Here is a 15519-nt window from a genome sequence, read left to right on the forward strand (position 1 = left end):
GCATGGGCGAAGGCGTCCTCGGGCACCGGCGCTTCGCGGAGCGCGTCGATCGTCCCGCCCTGGTGGCGATCCTGGCGCTCCTCGGCATCTCGCTGGTGACGCTGTACAGTGTCACCCACGCGCGGGTGCACGGCGACTGGCACCAGACTCTCGTGGTCGGGCCCAGCATCTTCTACCGGCAGATCGCGTGGATCGTCCTCGGTCTCGGCGCCCTCTACCTGGGCTTCTGGACGCCCTACCGGCTCCTGGAGGCCTCGGCCTGGCTGCAGTACGGCGGCTCTTTCCTGCTCCTCGTGCTGGTGTTGTTCGTCCATCCCGGCGTCGAGGTGGAGCGCTGGATCCGCCTCGGGCCGGTCCAGTTCCAGCCTTCGGAGTTCGCCAAGGTGGCGCTCATCTTCGTGCTCGCCCGCTACCTCGCGGCGCGGGAGGGGAACGGCAACCGTCTGAGCAGCCTCATCGTGCCCTTCTTCATCGTACTGCCGCCGGTAGCGCTCATCCTCAAGCAGCCCGATCTGGGCACGGCGCTGGTGTTCTTCGCCATCCTGATCCCCATGCTCTTCTGGCGCGGTCTGCGGCCGGGGCACATCATCCTCCTCGGTTCCCCGGCGGTGGGTTTCCTCATGCATCTCTACCTGCGCACGCAGGAGCACCTCTGGTGGCCCTGGCTGGTGTTCGTTGTCGTCATCTTCGCCTTCAACCTGTGGCAACGGACCTACCTCTGGGAGAACTTGAGCCTCTTCGTCGTCAACCTCTCGATCCACCTGCTCGAACCGTGGTTGTGGGGGCATCTGCGGCCCTACCAGCAGCAGCGCATCGAGTCGTTCTTCAATCCCGCCATGGACATGCTGGGGCAGGGCTACCACGTGGCGCAGTCGAAGATCGCCGTCGGCGCCGGCGGCTTCCTCGGCCAGGGTTTCATGGCAGGGACGCAGAAGGAGCTGGCGTTCCTGCCCGCCCGGCACACGGACTTCATCTTCTCCGTCGTCGGCGAGGAGTTCGGTTTCATCGGCGGCATCATCGTCGTCGGCCTCTTTGCCGTGATCGTGTTGCGCGGGCTCGCCTTCGCCGCTCGGGCGCGGAACGCTTTCGTCCGCCAGACCGCCTTCGGCATCGCTGCCTACCTCATGTTCCACGTCATGCAGAACGTGGGGATGACCGTCGGTCTCATTCCGGTGGCGGGGATCCCCCTGCCTCTCGTCAGCTACGGTGGCAGCTCCTTGCTCGTGACCCTGTTCCTCCTCGGCGTCCTCCTCAACCTGGGGGCCCGTTGGAGGGAATACTGAGAAGATAACTGATTGTGTGGCAAAAGATTGCAGCCTCGTCCGGGTCCTGACAGGGGGCTCCGAGGCAGCGGGGTTGCGCCGCCAGGCGGCGCCGGCTTTAGGATGGTCGCATGCACCCGACCTTGGTGAAGATCGGACCGCTCGAACTGCACTCCTACGGCTTCCTGCTGGCGGTCTCCTTTTTCTGCGGCATCTGGCTGGCGGCGCGGCGGGCACCGCGGCGCGGGCTGAGCCCCGAAGCGGTGTACGACACCTCCCTCGTCATCGTCTTCGCCGCCATTCTCGGGGCGCGCTTCATGTACGTGCTCTTCCATCTGGCGGAGATGCGCTCCTTCATCGACGTCATCGCGGTGTGGCGCGGCGGCTTGACGATGTACGGCGGTGTTCTCGCCGCCATGGTCGCGTCGTGGTTGTACGCGCGCCGGCGCGATCTGTCGTTCCTGCGCTTGGCCGACGTCGTCGCTCCCAGTCTGGGCCTCGGTCTCATGCTGACCCGAGTGGGTTGCTTCCTGAACGGCTGCTGCTACGGCAAGCCGACCACTTTGCCCTGGGGCGTGGTCTTCCCGCAAGCGACCTTCGGCGGCCGGCTCTTCGGCGAGACGCCGTTGCATCCGACGCAGCTCTACTCCTCCCTCGAGGGCCTCCTCACCTTGGGCGTGTTGCTCCTCTACGATCGCCGCCCGCGGCGCGAAGGTCAGGTCTTCGCCCTCTACCTCGTCCTCGCCGGCGTCGGCCGCTTCGTCCTCGATTTCTTCCGCCATTACGAGGCGAATGTCTACGTGGCGGGGCCGCTCACGGTGAACCAGATCCTCAGCATCGGTTCCTGCCTCGTCGGGGTGCTGCTCTTCGCCGCCATCCGCGGTCACAAGGTGCCCCAGGCCGGCGGCGTCGCGGCCCCGGCAGCGGAGGAAGCCGCCCGCGCCGGCGGCAGTCGGTGATGCAGCGCTTACAGCTCGGACCGCGGTCGCTGCGCTACGCCGGCGGGCCGAGCACGCGCGTCTTCGTCCTCCTCGGCCATCCGGTGGCACACTCGCTCTCTCCCGTGTTTCAAACCGCGGCGTTGCGCGCTCTCGACCTGGACGCGGTGTACCTCGCCGCCGACCTGGAAGCCGAGCACCTGCCGCAGGCCCTGGAGGCGCTGCGCCGCGCGGCAGCGGCAGGCCGTGTCGGCGGTGCCAACGTCACCTTGCCGCACAAGCGGGCGGTGCTCTCCCATCTGCAGGCACTGGACGAGACCGCGCGGCTCGCCGGGGCGGTGAACACGCTGGTCCTCATGCCCTCGCTCGGTCCGGGCGGGGAAGCCGGCTGGCGTGGCCACAACACCGACATCCCGGGACTGCGGCAGAGCCTCGAGGAGGCAGGCGTCTCTCTCGCCGGCGTGCCGGTCCTCGTCCTCGGTGCAGGTGGCATGGCGCGCGCCGCCGTCGTCGCCGCTCTCGGCGCCGGAGCCGCGTCGATCCGTGTCCTGGCGCGGCGCCCCGAGCGGGGCCGCGAACTGCTCGAGGCGGTCGGGGCAGTGTGGCCCGGGAAGCTGCCGCCGTGCACGCACGGCCCGCTCGATCCGGCGCCCGCGGATGTCTTCGACGCGGTGGCGGTGCTGCTGCAGTGCACGAGCTTGGGACTCCGCGCCGCGGATCCGAGCCCGCTGTCGCTCCGTGGCGCCCCGCCGGAGCTCTTCGTCTTCGACGCCGTCTACGCGCCGCACCCCACGGCGCTGCTGCGGGAAGCGCAGCGAACCGGCCTGCGCCACAGCGACGGTCTCGGGATGCTGCTGCACCAGGGGGCGCGGTCCTTGCAGCTCTGGACCGGCCTCGCGCCTCCTCTCGACGTCATGCGCCGCAGCCTCGGCCTCTCGTGATTCGCTCGGGGCCAGCGGTGCACGAAGGGTTGCGGCGGACGCTCCTCGCGCGCGCTCCTGCGCGCTCGTCGCTCGACACGTGCCCTGCTCGCGCCTCCATGCGCTCGCCACGGGCAGGTGACGCCGCCGCAACCCTTCGTGCACCGCTGGCCCCCAGGGAGAACATCCTGTGACCGATCGCGTCGCCGAGCGTGCGCAGCGTCGACGCCGGGCCCTGCTGGAGCGCTGGTGCCAAGCGATCCAGCGCCCGGTGCAAAGCGTTGTCGACGATCTGGTCGCGGCGCTCTTGCCCGCTGCCTGCCTGCACTGCCGCCGCAATCTAGAGACCGAGGACCACGCGCCGCCGGGTGTTCCGCCCTCACGGCTGTGCAACGGCGGCTTGCGCCGCCCTCTCGCCGGACCTTTCACCGTGCCGCTCCGCTTGCTCTGCCCGGGTTGTGCGCGCGGGCTGCGGCCGCCGGCCCCCGGCGGGGCGGGAGAGGCGGTGCCGGTGTGGAGCGCTTTCGCCCCCACGCCGGAACTCTTCGCCCTGGTGCACGCTTTCAAGTACGGCGGCGCGGTGGAGCTAGCGGCATGGTTCGGACCCCGCCTGGCGCGCGCCGCGCCTGCCGCCCGTGCCCCCGACGCTCTCCTCGTCCCGGTGCCTCTGCATGCGCAGCGACGACGCGAACGCGGCTTCGATCAGAGCGCTCTTCTGGCTCGGGAGGTGGGGCAGAGGCTCGGGATGCCGGTGCACGAACACCTGCTCGTGCGCCGCCGCGCCACGCCGCCGCTCGCCGCGCTGGCGCACGCCGAGCGAGCTGCGGCGGTGCAAGGCGCCTTCGCCCGTGTGGCGCCGGTGCCCGCCGGGGCCGGTCTGGTCGTGCTCGTGGACGACGTGGTGACGACGGGCGCCACCACCACCGCCGCCTTTGCCGCCCTGGGTGTGCCGGCGGCGCGCACCGCCGTGCTCTGTGTGTGCAGCGCGCGCGTCGCTTGGTCCCAGGGAAGCAGGCCTGGGATCGGCGCAGAATTTGTGCTAGAAGAAGCAAGGCGCGAGGGCAACGGGTGATGGACGGCTCGAGGCGCCGCGCCGGGACGCGTACGCCCAGGACTTCTGCGGCTCACGACATCGCGGCGCGGCCGCGAGCGGAGGGAATTCATGGCACTCAAGGTCGGAATCAATGGTTTCGGCCGCATCGGGCGGCTCGTCTTCCGCCATCTCCACGGCAACCCGCGGGTGGAGATCGTCGCCATCAACGACATCACCGATGCGCCGACGCTGGCCCACCTCCTGGCGCGCGATTCGGTGCACGGAGCCTTCCGGGGCAAAGTCCAAGCCGCCGACGGCGCCTTGCTCGTGGACGGCAAATCGGTGCGCGTGCTGGCCGAGAAGGATCCCGCCAAGCTGCCGTGGCGCGAGCTCGGCGTGACAGTGGTGATCGAGTCGACCGGTCTCTTCACCAAGCGCGAGGCGGCTGCCAAGCACCTCGAGGCGGGAGCGCAGAAGGTGATGATCTCGGCGCCGGCGAAAGGCGAGGACCTCACCATCGTCAAGGGCGTGAACGACCACCTCTACGACAAGAGCAAGCACCACATCGTTTCCACCGCCTCCTGCACCACCAACTGCTTGGCGCCGGTGGTGAAGGTGTTGCACGACGCCTTCGGGGTCGAGCGCGGCCTCATGACCACGGTGCACGCCTACACCAACGACCAGCGCATCCTCGACCTGCCGCACAAGGATCTGCGCCGCGCCCGTGCCGCGCAGGTGAACATCATCCCCACCACCACGGGGGCCGCGGTGGCGGTCACCAAGGTGCTGCCCGAGCTGGAGGGCAGGCTGGACGGCATGGCCATGCGCGTGCCGGTGAGCGATGGCTCCGTCGTCGATCTGGTGGCGATGCTGCGCCGGCCGGTCACCAAGGAACAGGTGAACCAAGCGGTGCGGGAAGCGGCGGGGAAACCGCCGCTCGCCGGCATCCTCGAATATTCCGAGGAGCCGCTGGTGTCGAGCGACGTCATCGGCAACCCCCATTCGTCGGTGTTCGACGCCCTCTCCACCACGGTCCTGGACAAGACCATGGTGAAGGTCGTGGCCTGGTACGACAACGAGTTCGCCTATGCCAAGCGCATGGCGGAGCTCCTCGAGATCTTGCTCTGAAGCGGCCCCGGAGCCGCGCCGGCGGCTCCTGGTGTTGGGGGGGAATCGAGCGTGGCGAAGCTGGGTGTGGCCGATCTGGAGGTGCGCGGCAAGCGCGTCCTGGTGCGGGTGGATTTCAATGTCCCCATGGACCCCCAGGGGACGATCACCGACGACCGCCGCATCCAGAGCAGTCTGCCGACCCTGCGCTTGCTGTTGCAAAAGGGCGGCAGCCCCGTTCTCATCAGCCACCTGGGGCGACCGAAGGGCAAGCCGGATCCCCGTTACGGCCTGCGCCCCGTGGCCGACCGGCTCTGTCTCGATCTCGAGGCGCCGATCAAGTTCGCCAAGGATTGCGCCGGCCCCGAAGCCCGCATGCTGGTGGACAATCTCAAACCCGGTGAAGTGCTGCTCCTCGAGAACCTCCGTTTCCATCCCGGCGAAGAGGCCAACGACCCGCAGTTCGCCAAGACGCTGGCGAGCTACGCCGACGACGTCTACGTCAACGATGCCTTCGGCTCCGCGCACCGCGCCCATGCCTCGACGGTGGGGGTGACACGCTATCTGCAACAATGCGCCGCCGGTCTGCTGCTGCAGCGGGAGCTCACCTATCTCGGCGAGGCCCTGGAGAAACCGCAGCGGCCCTTCATCGCCGTCATGGGGGGCGCCAAGATCCAGGGCAAGATCGAAGTCATCCAGCGTCTCTTCCAGAAAGTGGATGCGCTCCTTGTCGGCGGCGGCATGACCTACACCTTCTTCCGCGCCCTGGGGTACGAAGTCGGCGGCAGCCTGGTGGACACGGAGATGCTGGACACGGCGAAGTCCCTGCTGCGCGAGGCCAAGGGACGGGGCTTCAAGCTCCTCCTGCCGCAGGACACGCTGGTGGCGCAGCAGCTCGCCGCCGGCAGTCCGACCCGTACGGTCCTGGTCACCGACATCCCCGAGGGCTGGATCGGCGTCGACATCGGCCGCAAGACGATGGAGGACTACGGCAAGCGCATCCAGGAGGCGCGCACGGTGTTCTGGAACGGCCCCATGGGCGTGTTCGAGATCGCTCCCTTCGCCGCCGGCACCGAGTCCATCGCCCGCGCCATGGTGCGGGCCACCGAGGCCGGTGCGGTCACCGTCGTCGGCGGCGGCGACAGCGCCGCCGCCATCGCCCGTCTCGGCCTCGACGGCCGCGTGAGCCACGTTTCCACCGGCGGCGGCGCCTCGTTGGAGTTCCTCGAAGGCAAGGAGCTCCCCGGCGTGGTCGCGCTCACGGACGTCTGAGATGCGCCGACCGCTGGTCGCCGGCAACTGGAAGCTGCACTGCGGGCCGCAGGCGGCGGCCAAGCTCGCGCTCGACATCCGCAACGGTCTCCTCGGCGGTCGCGAGGCCGCGAGCGTCGTGCTGTGCCCGCCGTTCGTCAGCCTCGCCGCGGTGCGCGAGATCCTGCAAGGCACGGCGATCGGCCTGGGGGCACAGAACCTCTTCTGGGAGAACTCCGGCGCCTGGACCGGCGAAGTGTCGGGCCCCATGCTGCGCGACGCCGGTTGCACCCACGTGATCGTCGGACACTCGGAGCGCCGGCAGCACTTCGGCGAAACCGATGCGAGCGTGAGCAAGCGCGTCCGCGCCGCCCTCGACGCCGCACTCTGTCCCATCGTTTGCGTCGGTGAGAACTTGGCGGAGCGCGAGTCGGGCCGCACCGAGGCGGTGGTGGCGGCGCAGATGCGCAACGGTCTGGAGGGCTTCGACGCCGCCGCGTGGACGCAGCTCGTGCTCGCCTACGAACCCGTCTGGGCCATCGGTACCGGACGCACCGCCACCCCTGCCCAAGCCCAGGAGGTGCACGCCCTTCTCCGCTCTCTGGTGCGCGCGCGCCTCGGTGACGCGGTGGCGGATTCCTTGCGCATTCTCTACGGCGGCAGTGTCAAGAGGGAGAACGTCGCCATGCTCCTCGCCGAGCCCGACGTGGACGGGGCGCTGGTGGGCGGCGCCAGCCTGGACGCGAAGGACTTCCTCACCATCGTCGAGCTGGCGGGCCGGGGGAGCGGAGCGCATTGACCGGCCCGGCCGGCGATGCTACCTTGGGCCGGCTCGACCCCCTTGGCGCCGCGTACGCGGGCCGAAGTCCCTGGAGAGAAGCGTGTTTCCTTTCTTCGTGGTCGTCCACATCCTGGTTTGCGTCGCCCTCGTCTTCGTCGTCCTCCTGCAGTCGGGTCGCGGCGGCGGCTTGGCCGGGGTGTTCGGCGGCGGCGCGGCGCAGACGCTCTTCGGCGGGCGCGGTGCCGCGACGTTTCTGAGCAAAGCCACCGCTTGGCTCGCCATCGCCTTCATGATCATGTCGATCCTGCTGGCGGTGCTCTCCAGCCGCCGCGGCGGTCACGCCGAGGGGCTCCTGCAGCAGCGGGCGCGCGCCCGGGCGGCGCAGACGCAGCTGCCCCCGTCGAGCACGCAGCTCGACCCGCGCGCCGTCCTGGACAGCATTGGCTTGCAGCCGGCCACGGGAACGGGAACGGCGCCGGCGGACAGCGCCGCGCGCGGGAACTGAGCAGCGTTGCGGAGTCGTGCCGGGATGGTGGAATTGGCAGACACACTACCTTGAGGGGGTAGCGGGGGAAACCCCGTGCGGGTTCGAATCCCGCTTCCGGCACCACCGCACCGCGAGGACCGCTGCGCGCGGTCCTCGCCGTTTAGCAGGGAGAGGCGCCATGACGCTTCCGGAAGTCACGATCGCCGGCGTCGAGGTGACGCCTCTCGGCTTCCATCAGGATCGGCGCGGCTGGCTGGCGGAGATCTATCGGAACGACGAGATCTCCGTGCGTCCCGTCATGGCCTACGTCTCGCAGACCCATCCCGGCGTCGCCCGCGGTCCGCACGAGCACCGCGACCAGGCCGACGTCTTCGTCTTCATGGGACCCTCGGACTTCCGCATCTATCTTTGGGACCGGCGCCCCGCTTCACCCACCCACGGCCAGCGGATGCGTTTCGAGGCCGGCGAATCGCAGCCGGCCCGCGTCGTCGTTCCTGCCGGTGTGGTGCATGCCTACAAGAACGTGGGAACGAAAGAAGGTCTGGTCATCAACTGTCCCGATCGTCTCTATGCCGGCCCCGGGCGGCGCGAACCGGTGGACGAGATCCGCTGGGAAGACGATCCGGAGGGACGCTTCGCCCTCGACTGAACACGGTGGCGGCAGCGCCCGGCAAGAGCGGGCAACGCCCGCGGTGCACGGCGGCGGGCAGTGCGCGGACCGCATGCTATACTGCGCGAATGTCGAGTCTTTGATGCGGACGGTGTCATGGCGATCCAGAGCCTCGAAGCCCTCGGTCTCAGCCGCGAGCAGCTCCTCGCCATGTTCCGCACCATGCTTCTCTCCCGCCGGCTCGACGACGAGGAGATCAAGCTCAAGCGGCGCAACCAGATCTACTTCCAGATCAGTGGCGCGGGACACGAGGGCATCCTGGTGGCCATGGGCGCCTGCTTGCGTCCCGCCTACGACTGGTTCTACCCCTACTATCGCGACCGCGCCTTGTGTCTGGCCCTCGGCGTCACGCCCTACGAGATGCTCCTCGAAGCCACCGGCGCCGCCGACGATCCCGCCAGCGGCGGCCGGCAGATGCCGAGCCACTGGGGGCACCGCAGTCTGCACGTGGTGTCGCAGTCGAGCCCCACGGGGACGCAGGTGCTGCAGGCGGTGGGCTGCGCCGAGGCCGGCATGTACTTGGCCGGCGAGGGCGGGCGGCTCGGGATCAAGGCGCGCTTCGAACGCGACGAGGTGGTCTACGTCTCCCTGGGCGATGGCACCACCAGCGAGGGCGAGTTCTGGGAAGGCCTGAACAGCGCCAGCTGCATGCGCCTGCCCGTGGTGTTCCTCATCGAGGACAACGGCTATGCCATCTCGGTGCCGGTGGCGAAACAGACTGCCGGCGGCGACATCTCCCGCCTGGTGCGCGGCTATCCCGATCTCCTCGTCCTCGATGTGGACGGCGGCGATCCCCTGGCGAGCTATCGCGTCTGCAAGGAAGCGGTGACCTATTGTCGCGAACGCCGCGGCCCGGCGCTCGTCCACGCCCACGTCACCCGTCCCTACGCCCACTCCATGTCCGATGACCATGCCATGTACCGTTCCCGTGCGGAGCTCGAAGAGGAAAAGGCCCGCGACGTCATCCCGCGCTTCGCCGCCACCCTGGTGCGCGAAGGCCTGGCCACCGAGGCGGAGCTGGAGGAGTTCCAGAGCGGCGTCGACGCGGAGCTGCGCGAAGCCGCCGACCGCGCGGTGGAGGCGCCGAAACCGCGCCCCGAGGACGCGTTGCTGCACGTCTACTCCAGTGTCGATCCCACCGGCCCCGAGTTCGATCGTCCTGCCGCTCCGGAGGGCGCGGCGGATTCCATGGTGGGGCTCATCAACCGCTGCCTGCACGCCGAGATGGAGCGCGACCCGCGGGTCCTCGTCTTCGGCGAGGACGTGGCCGACTGCGGCAAGGAAGAGCAACTGGACGAGGTGCCGGGCAAGGGCGGCGTCTTCAAGGTGACCCACAAGCTGCAGCGGCGCTTCGGCTCGCGCCGGGTGTTCAATACGCCGCTCGCCGAGGCCAACATCGTCGGCCGGGCGGTGGGCATGGCGACGCGGGGCCTCAAGCCGGTGGTGGAGATCCAATTCTTCGACTACATCTGGCCGGCGATGATGCAGATCCGCAACGAGCTCAGCATGATGCGCTGGCGCTCCAACAACCACTGGTCGTGTCCGATCGTGATGCGCGTTCCCATCGGCGGCTACTTGCAAGGCGGCGCCGTCTACCACAGCCAGTCGGGGGAGACGATCTTCGCCCACTGCCCGGGCTTGCGCGTCGTCATGCCGTCGAACGCGCTGGATGCGAACGGCCTGCTCCGCACCGCCATCCGCTGCGACGACCCAGTGCTCTTCCTCGAGCACAAGCACCTCTATCGCCAGCCCCACGCCAAGGGCCCCGACCCGGGCCCGGACTACTGCATTCCCTTCGGCAAGGCGGCCACGGTGCGGCCGGGCCGCGACCTCACCGTCGTCACCTATGGAGCGGTGGTGCGGCGGGCGGCGCTGGCCGCGGAGAAGCTGGCCGAGACCGAGGGCATCGAGGCGGAGATCCTCGACCTGCGCTCGCTCTCGCCCTGGGACCGCGAGGCCGTGGCGGCGTCGGTGCGCCGCACCTCGCGCCTGCTCGTCGCCTACGAAGACCACCTGAGCTTCGGATATGGCGCCGAGGTGGCGGCCTGGGCGGCGGAGGAGCTCTTCGAGTGGCTGGACGCGCCGATCCTCCGCGTCGCCGGAGCGGACACGCCGGTGGGCTATTCGCCCCCGCTGGAGGATTTCATCCTGCCCCAGCAGGCGCACCTCGAAGAGGCCTTGCGCCGCTTGCATTCTTACTGAGGTGCGCGCATGGCCCAGTACAAGGCACGCGTTCGTCAGGAAGCCGACGGTTCCTGGGTGGCGTCGGCCGTAGCCCTCCCCAACTGTTGGAGTCGAGCAGCTGGGCGCGACGAGGCCCTCGCCAAGCTGCGCGACGAGATCCGCTACCGCATCGAGTACTGCCCGTGCACCGGCGTGGACGACGAGTACGTCCGCGTCGAGGTGATCGCCGCTGAGGAAAAAGACGCAGCGGTGCGCAGTGCCGTCCTTGCTGCTCCCGCTGCCGGCGGCACCGCGGCCCGCGCGCACGCTGCCGGCGCCCCGCCGGTGCTTGCCTCCCCTTGGTCGTCGGCACGTCCGGCGACGCCAGCCTCGCTTTCCGGTGCGGCAGGCTGCCCGAGCGAGCCCGCCCGCAGCGAAGGTGCCGCGTCTTCACACCGCTCTGCCTCCGACCCGCCGCGCCGAGGCTGGCGCCGGTGGGACGATTGACAAGCGCAGCGTCGCGCCCCTAAGCTTGTGTCGCCTACGCCCCCCGTCAGGTCCTGGATTGGTTGGCATGCGACTGCGTCCCGTCGCGTCTTTCCTGCCGTGTTTCGGCGCGGCTGCGCTGCTCTCACTTGCCCTGGGAGCCGGCTCCACGCCTGCTTTCGCCCAGGTCACCTCGGCTTTCGACCTCTCCCGCTCCACTTCGGCCCAGGCCGATGCAGTGCAGCGCAATGCGGCAGTCGCCGGCTTCGGCAACTGGACGAGCAGCTTGCAGGTGGCATCGCTGCCCGAACCGGCCCATGCGGACGGCGCTGCCAGCCAGAGCTCGGGCCTCTACGACGACTATGCCTCGGCGGCTGGGGAAGCGCACGCGAAGGCGTCCGGCGGCGGCCATGGGGCGTACGGGGAGTCCAACTACGAGGTGCATTTCCTCGTCCGCGCGCGCAGCGGTTACACGCTCACAGGCCACGTGGAAGTATCCACGCTCGCGGTGGGTGCACCGCCGCTCGACGCACCGAGCATCGAGGAAATCGTCAACGAGGGTCAAGCGACGGGGAGCATCGCCTTCTCCGGCCCCGGTGGCGAGGTGGGCTCGTTGCGGCTCGATTGCCGCACAAACCCGGAGCAACCGGACGCCTGCACGCAGGCAGACGATCTCCTCGCTTCCGGAGTTCTGGAACCGGGAGTCTACGTCCTGCAAGCTCGCGCTTACGCCCGCGGCCAAGGCAGCGGCGCCGAGCCCGTGGGTGGCGTGGGGCTGGCGCGCTACAGCTTCGAGATCCGCTTCGACGGCCCGATCGTGAACACCGAGGCCGTCACTTGGGGCGGGTTGAAGTCGCTGTATCGCTGATCGGGCCGCTTCGTCTGCGGCTCTCGATGGGTGGGCGGGTTCGGGTCCGAGGCGCGACGCACGTCGCGCCGCTCGGCAATCTCAACGAAACAGCTGCTTGAGCTGGCTCCACGTGGTGCCTTCGACGCCCACCAGCGCATCGTCGAAGGTCGCATCGAAGCGGAAGGAACCGGCTTCACCGGACTGGGCCGCGGCACGCGCTTCCAGCACGTACTCCCCGGGAGTGAGCAAGGCTTCCAGATCGATGTCCTCGTTGCCGCCGTTGCCTTCGGTGACCAACGTCACCCCGGGACCATCGATGGCGACGCGTAGCGGCGGCGCCCCGGCCTCGCTCTCCACGCGACCGAGCAAGTGCAGCATCGTCGCCTCGCGCACCAGAAACCGAATGGAGAACTCCGAGACCGCTGCAGCGATGCCGCACGCTGACGGCACCGTACTGCAGCCGCCGCTCGCCGCGGCGCGGCCTTCTGCATGCACTTGCTTGCCCACGATGGTGGAGGTCTGGCTGGCGGTTCCGGTGGCGAGAGGCGGCCCGCCGGCGCCCAGGTTCGCGCCGACGCTGGCGTCGAAGGTTTCGAACGCCGGTGCTTCCTGCGCTTCGCTGACCGTTTCTTCCGGTGCGGGCGGTTCTGGCGTCACCGTGGCGCTCGCCGAGACGTGGCGCACCTGCGTCAACAAGCTCAAGACCTGACTGGCGTCGGCAATCGCGAAGGGCCACGAGACGGCGAGACCCAAAAGGCCCGTGACCATGAACATCTGGGCTTTCAAGTGTACCTCGGGCTGGACATGTGGGGGCTCGCACAATGATAGGCGTCGGCGCCGTGGCCTGCAAGACGGGGGCAAGAGAACGCGAGAGCCGCACCGCCGCCTGCAAGGGCGAGAGGGTGGGCTGGTGGGGGATTTGGCTCGTATTGGTTCGACGCGAAGGACCTTGGTCAGGGGTCCACGAAGGCCGAGGCAACCGCCAGTGCAGGGTCGCCGAGGTAGGTGTACTGGATGTGGCGGAACATCGAACGCGCCGCCTCCTGCACGTCTGCCGGTGTCAGCGCCTCGAGGCGGCTCACGAACTGCTCCGATTTTTCCCAGCCGCCGCCGAGCAGCTCGTAGCGGGCCAGGAAGCCTGCCTGCGCCTGGTTCGTCTCGTTTTGCAAATGGTAGCGGGTGACGTAGACCTGCACCTTGTCGTGCAGCTCCTTCGCTTCCAGGGGTTCGTCGCGCAGCCGGCGCATCTCGTCCAACATCACCGCCAGGGTCCGCACCGGCTCCACCGCGGTGACATAGATCCACCCCAGATTGGCCGCCAGGCTGCCGAGACCGGCGCCGGGGGCATAGCTCAGGTTGCGCTTGGTGCGCACTTCCTCGAAGAGGCGGTCGCGCAGCACCGAGAGCGTCAGCAGGGCGGCGGGATGGGCGGCGTCCGCGAGGGAAGGCGCCGCGAACTGTCCCAGGATGTAGTGGGTGGGCAACTCCCGCGCCGCCACCCGGAGACGGCTGCCGGCGAAGCGCAGCGCCGCCGGCGACGGCAGCGGTCCATCGCCGGCAGGCAGAGCCGCGAAAGCGGCGTGGCTCCGCGACACGAGGGTCGACTCCTCGACGTCGCCCACCACGACGAGGAGCATGCGGGCGCGCAGCAGGCGGCCCCGAAAGTGGCCCCGGAGCGCCGCCGCGTCGAGAGCCCCGACGCTCGCCTCAGTGCCCTCGGGATGGGGCGCGTAAGGGTGCCCGGTGTAGACCAGCTCTCGCGCCAGATCTCCCAGATGACCGTCGGGATCGTCCTGGCGTTGGCGGATGCCGAGCAACATCTGTCGGCGCACCACCTCGAGCTCTTCGGGTTGGAGCAGGGGCCGCAGGACCAGGTCGGCGAAGATCTCCCAGGAAGGTTCGAAGTGCATGCGCAGGCAGCGCAGATGGAAGACCGTGAGATCTTCGTCGGTGCGACAGCCGATCTCGGTGCCCAAGCGGGCGAGCTCGGCGTTCAAGGTCTCCTTGGGAAAGCGTTCGGTGCCGCGCCGCGCGGCGCGGGCGCGCAGCAGATCGGCGCCCGCCGCCTCCGGGCCGATGCTCGCTGAACCACCGCGCAGATAGAGACGGAGCGCCACCACCGGATGCGCCGCGTGCTGCCGCAGCAGCACCGGGATGCCCGCGCCCTCGAGACGGCACACCGCGACGCCCATGGTCAGGATTCCCCCGGCAAGGGTCCGAGGGCGGCGCGCATCTCCGGCGCCAGCAGCACGCCCGTCACCGCGGGACGGTCGACGAGATAGCGGCGGGCGGTGCGCAGGATGTCCTCCCGCGTCACCTGTCGTACGCGCTCCACATAGGTCTGGTGGTAGTCGAGATCCGCCACCGCCCACCAGTAACCGACGGTGTGCACGTGCTCCGAGGCGCGTTCGCGCTCGTAGATGTGTCCCACCTCCAGCTGATTCTTGGCGCTCTGCAGCTCCTCGTCGGTGAAGGCGTCGGGCGCGCCGAGGTGCTGCAGCTCGTCGAGGAGCGCTGCGTGCGCCGCCTGGAAGCGTTCGGGCTCGGTGCGCAGCTGCACCTGCAGCGGACCGGTATAGCGCAAGGTGTGATAGCCGAGTGCGGCGCTGGCGCACAGGCCGGTGTCCACCAGCCGGCGGTAGAATCTGGAGTTGCGTTGCCCGGTGATGGCGGAGAGCACGTCCGCCGCGTAGGTCGCGACGCGGTCTTCGTCCACGCTGGGACCGTGCTGGGCCCGGAGCAGCGTCACCGCTTGCACCGGCTTCTCCACCACGACGGTGGACGGTACCTCGAGCGGCGGGTGCGCCGGGATGGGATGGGCGACAAAGGGATCCGGTCCCTGCGTCCAATCGCCGAACACCACCTCCGCCTGGGCGCAGACGTCGTCGAACTCCACGTCCCCCGCCACCAGCAGGGCGCTGTTGTTGGGCAGGTAATAGCGCAACTGGATGGTGCGCATCTTCTCCGGCGTCGCGGTGGCAATCACCTCGCGGCTGCCGATGACGTTCTTGCGTGTATAGTGGTGGTGCCAGAGCCGCTTGTGCACCGCCACGTGCAGGTGGAACTCCGGATCCGCTTCGGCCCGGTCGTATTCCCCGAGGACGACGACCCGCTCCCGCTCCATCTCGTCGGCGCGGAAGAGCGGGGTGCGGATGGCGTCGTTCATGAACTCCAGACCGGCGCGCAGATTGCGCCGGTGCAGGGTGAAGAAGTAGTTCACCCGCTCCTCGCTGGTGGTGCCGTTCCACTCCATGCCGAGCTCCCGCGCCCGGCGCAGGTAGGCTTCCTGGTCCGGGATGCGGGCGTTGGCCTTGAAGAACATGTGCTCGTACAGGTGCGACAGGCCGTCGAACTCCTCCGTCTCGGTATAGGCGCCGTTCTTCACGTCCATCTCGATGGTGACGAGGGGTACGGCGGGGTTGCGCAGCACCAGCACGGTGAGACCGTTGCCCAGGCGGGCGCGTTGCAGACCGTCCCCCGCCGCCGTGCCGTGCCCGCCTCCCGGCGCACTGCCGCGCGGCACGCCTGCGCCTCGGGACAGGGGTTGCAAGAGCACCTCCAGGCTGAGCCG

Annotated in this window: 15 protein-coding genes and 1 tRNA gene; 13 read left to right on the top strand and 3 right to left on the bottom strand. The window is 69.3% G+C overall.

The genetic code is table 11. The features are described 5' to 3' along the window. Nucleotides 1-2: 2 nt before the first annotated feature. The 13 genes from rodA (at nt 3) to VFE28_14665 (ending at nt 11966) form a co-directional block, all read left to right on the top strand. Complete coding sequence (gene rodA, locus VFE28_14605; GenBank protein ID HZM17230.1) at nt 3-1283, top strand: rod shape-determining protein RodA; 1281 nt, start codon at nt 3-5, stop codon at nt 1281-1283. A 110-nt stretch (nt 1284-1393) separates the two neighbouring features. Further along, a complete protein-coding gene (gene lgt, locus VFE28_14610) occupies nt 1394-2221 on the top strand; it encodes a prolipoprotein diacylglyceryl transferase (GenBank protein HZM17231.1) in 828 nt (275 codons plus the stop codon). Further along, nucleotides 2221-3141 carry a shikimate dehydrogenase gene (locus VFE28_14615; protein HZM17232.1) on the top strand — a complete coding sequence of 307 codons (921 nt, stop codon included), beginning with the start codon at nt 2221-2223 and terminating at the stop codon, nt 3139-3141. The genes lgt and VFE28_14615 overlap by 1 nt, the downstream gene beginning before the upstream one ends. Nucleotides 3142-3310: 169 nt before the next feature. Continuing rightward, complete coding sequence (locus VFE28_14620; protein HZM17233.1) at nt 3311-4192, top strand: hypothetical protein; 882 nt, start codon at nt 3311-3313, stop codon at nt 4190-4192. Between the two features lie 90 nt (nt 4193-4282). After that, nucleotides 4283-5281: a type I glyceraldehyde-3-phosphate dehydrogenase gene (gap, locus tag VFE28_14625; GenBank protein HZM17234.1), complete on the top strand. Its 999-nt coding sequence runs from the start codon at nt 4283-4285 to the stop codon at nt 5279-5281. Between the two features lie 51 nt (nt 5282-5332). Beyond that, nucleotides 5333-6532: a phosphoglycerate kinase gene (locus VFE28_14630; protein HZM17235.1), complete on the top strand. Its 1200-nt coding sequence runs from the start codon at nt 5333-5335 to the stop codon at nt 6530-6532. A gap of 1 nt (nt 6533) precedes the next feature. Continuing rightward, the gene (gene tpiA, locus VFE28_14635; GenBank protein ID HZM17236.1) at nt 6534-7310 is read left to right on the top strand and encodes a triose-phosphate isomerase; all 777 of its coding nucleotides are present in this window, start codon (nt 6534-6536) and stop codon (nt 7308-7310) included. 82 nt (nt 7311-7392) lie between these two features. Continuing rightward, nucleotides 7393-7797: a preprotein translocase subunit SecG gene (gene secG / locus VFE28_14640; GenBank protein HZM17237.1), complete on the top strand. Its 405-nt coding sequence runs from the start codon at nt 7393-7395 to the stop codon at nt 7795-7797. Between the two features lie 18 nt (nt 7798-7815). Next, nucleotides 7816-7902 (top strand) — tRNA-Leu (locus VFE28_14645). Between the two features lie 55 nt (nt 7903-7957). Then, nucleotides 7958-8428, top strand: a complete 471-nt coding sequence (locus tag VFE28_14650) for a dTDP-4-dehydrorhamnose 3,5-epimerase family protein (GenBank protein ID HZM17238.1) — start codon at nt 7958-7960, stop codon at nt 8426-8428. A 117-nt stretch (nt 8429-8545) separates the two neighbouring features. Further along, the gene (locus tag VFE28_14655; protein ID HZM17239.1) at nt 8546-10651 is read left to right on the top strand and encodes a dehydrogenase E1 component subunit alpha/beta; all 2106 of its coding nucleotides are present in this window, start codon (nt 8546-8548) and stop codon (nt 10649-10651) included. Between the two features lie 9 nt (nt 10652-10660). Then, nucleotides 10661-11119, top strand: coding sequence for a type II toxin-antitoxin system HicB family antitoxin (locus tag VFE28_14660; GenBank protein ID HZM17240.1), 459 nt, complete (start codon nt 10661-10663; stop codon nt 11117-11119). Between the two features lie 67 nt (nt 11120-11186). Beyond that, on the top strand, nt 11187-11966 hold the full coding sequence (locus tag VFE28_14665; protein ID HZM17241.1) for a hypothetical protein: 780 nt from the start codon (nt 11187-11189) through the stop codon (nt 11964-11966). 81 nt (nt 11967-12047) lie between these two features. Here VFE28_14665 and VFE28_14670 read toward each other — a convergent pair whose 3' ends face one another. The 3 genes from VFE28_14670 to VFE28_14680 all read right to left on the bottom strand — a co-directional run bounded on the left by VFE28_14670 (nt 12048) and on the right by VFE28_14680 (nt 15498). Beyond that, entirely contained in the window at nt 12048-12734 is a 687-nt protein-coding gene (locus VFE28_14670) for a hypothetical protein (protein ID HZM17242.1), read from the bottom strand. Nucleotides 12735-12901: 167 nt separating this feature from the next. Further along, nucleotides 12902-14140 carry a pitrilysin family protein gene (locus VFE28_14675; GenBank protein HZM17243.1) on the bottom strand — a complete coding sequence of 413 codons (1239 nt, stop codon included), beginning with the start codon at nt 14138-14140 and terminating at the stop codon, nt 12902-12904. A 2-nt stretch (nt 14141-14142) separates the two neighbouring features. Beyond that, a complete protein-coding gene (locus tag VFE28_14680; protein ID HZM17244.1) occupies nt 14143-15498 on the bottom strand; it encodes a pitrilysin family protein in 1356 nt (451 codons plus the stop codon). Between the last annotated feature and the right edge of the window lie 21 nt (nt 15499-15519).

The organism is Candidatus Krumholzibacteriia bacterium, from assembly GCA_035649275.1.
In the GTDB taxonomy this organism is placed as follows: Bacteria; Krumholzibacteriota; Krumholzibacteriia.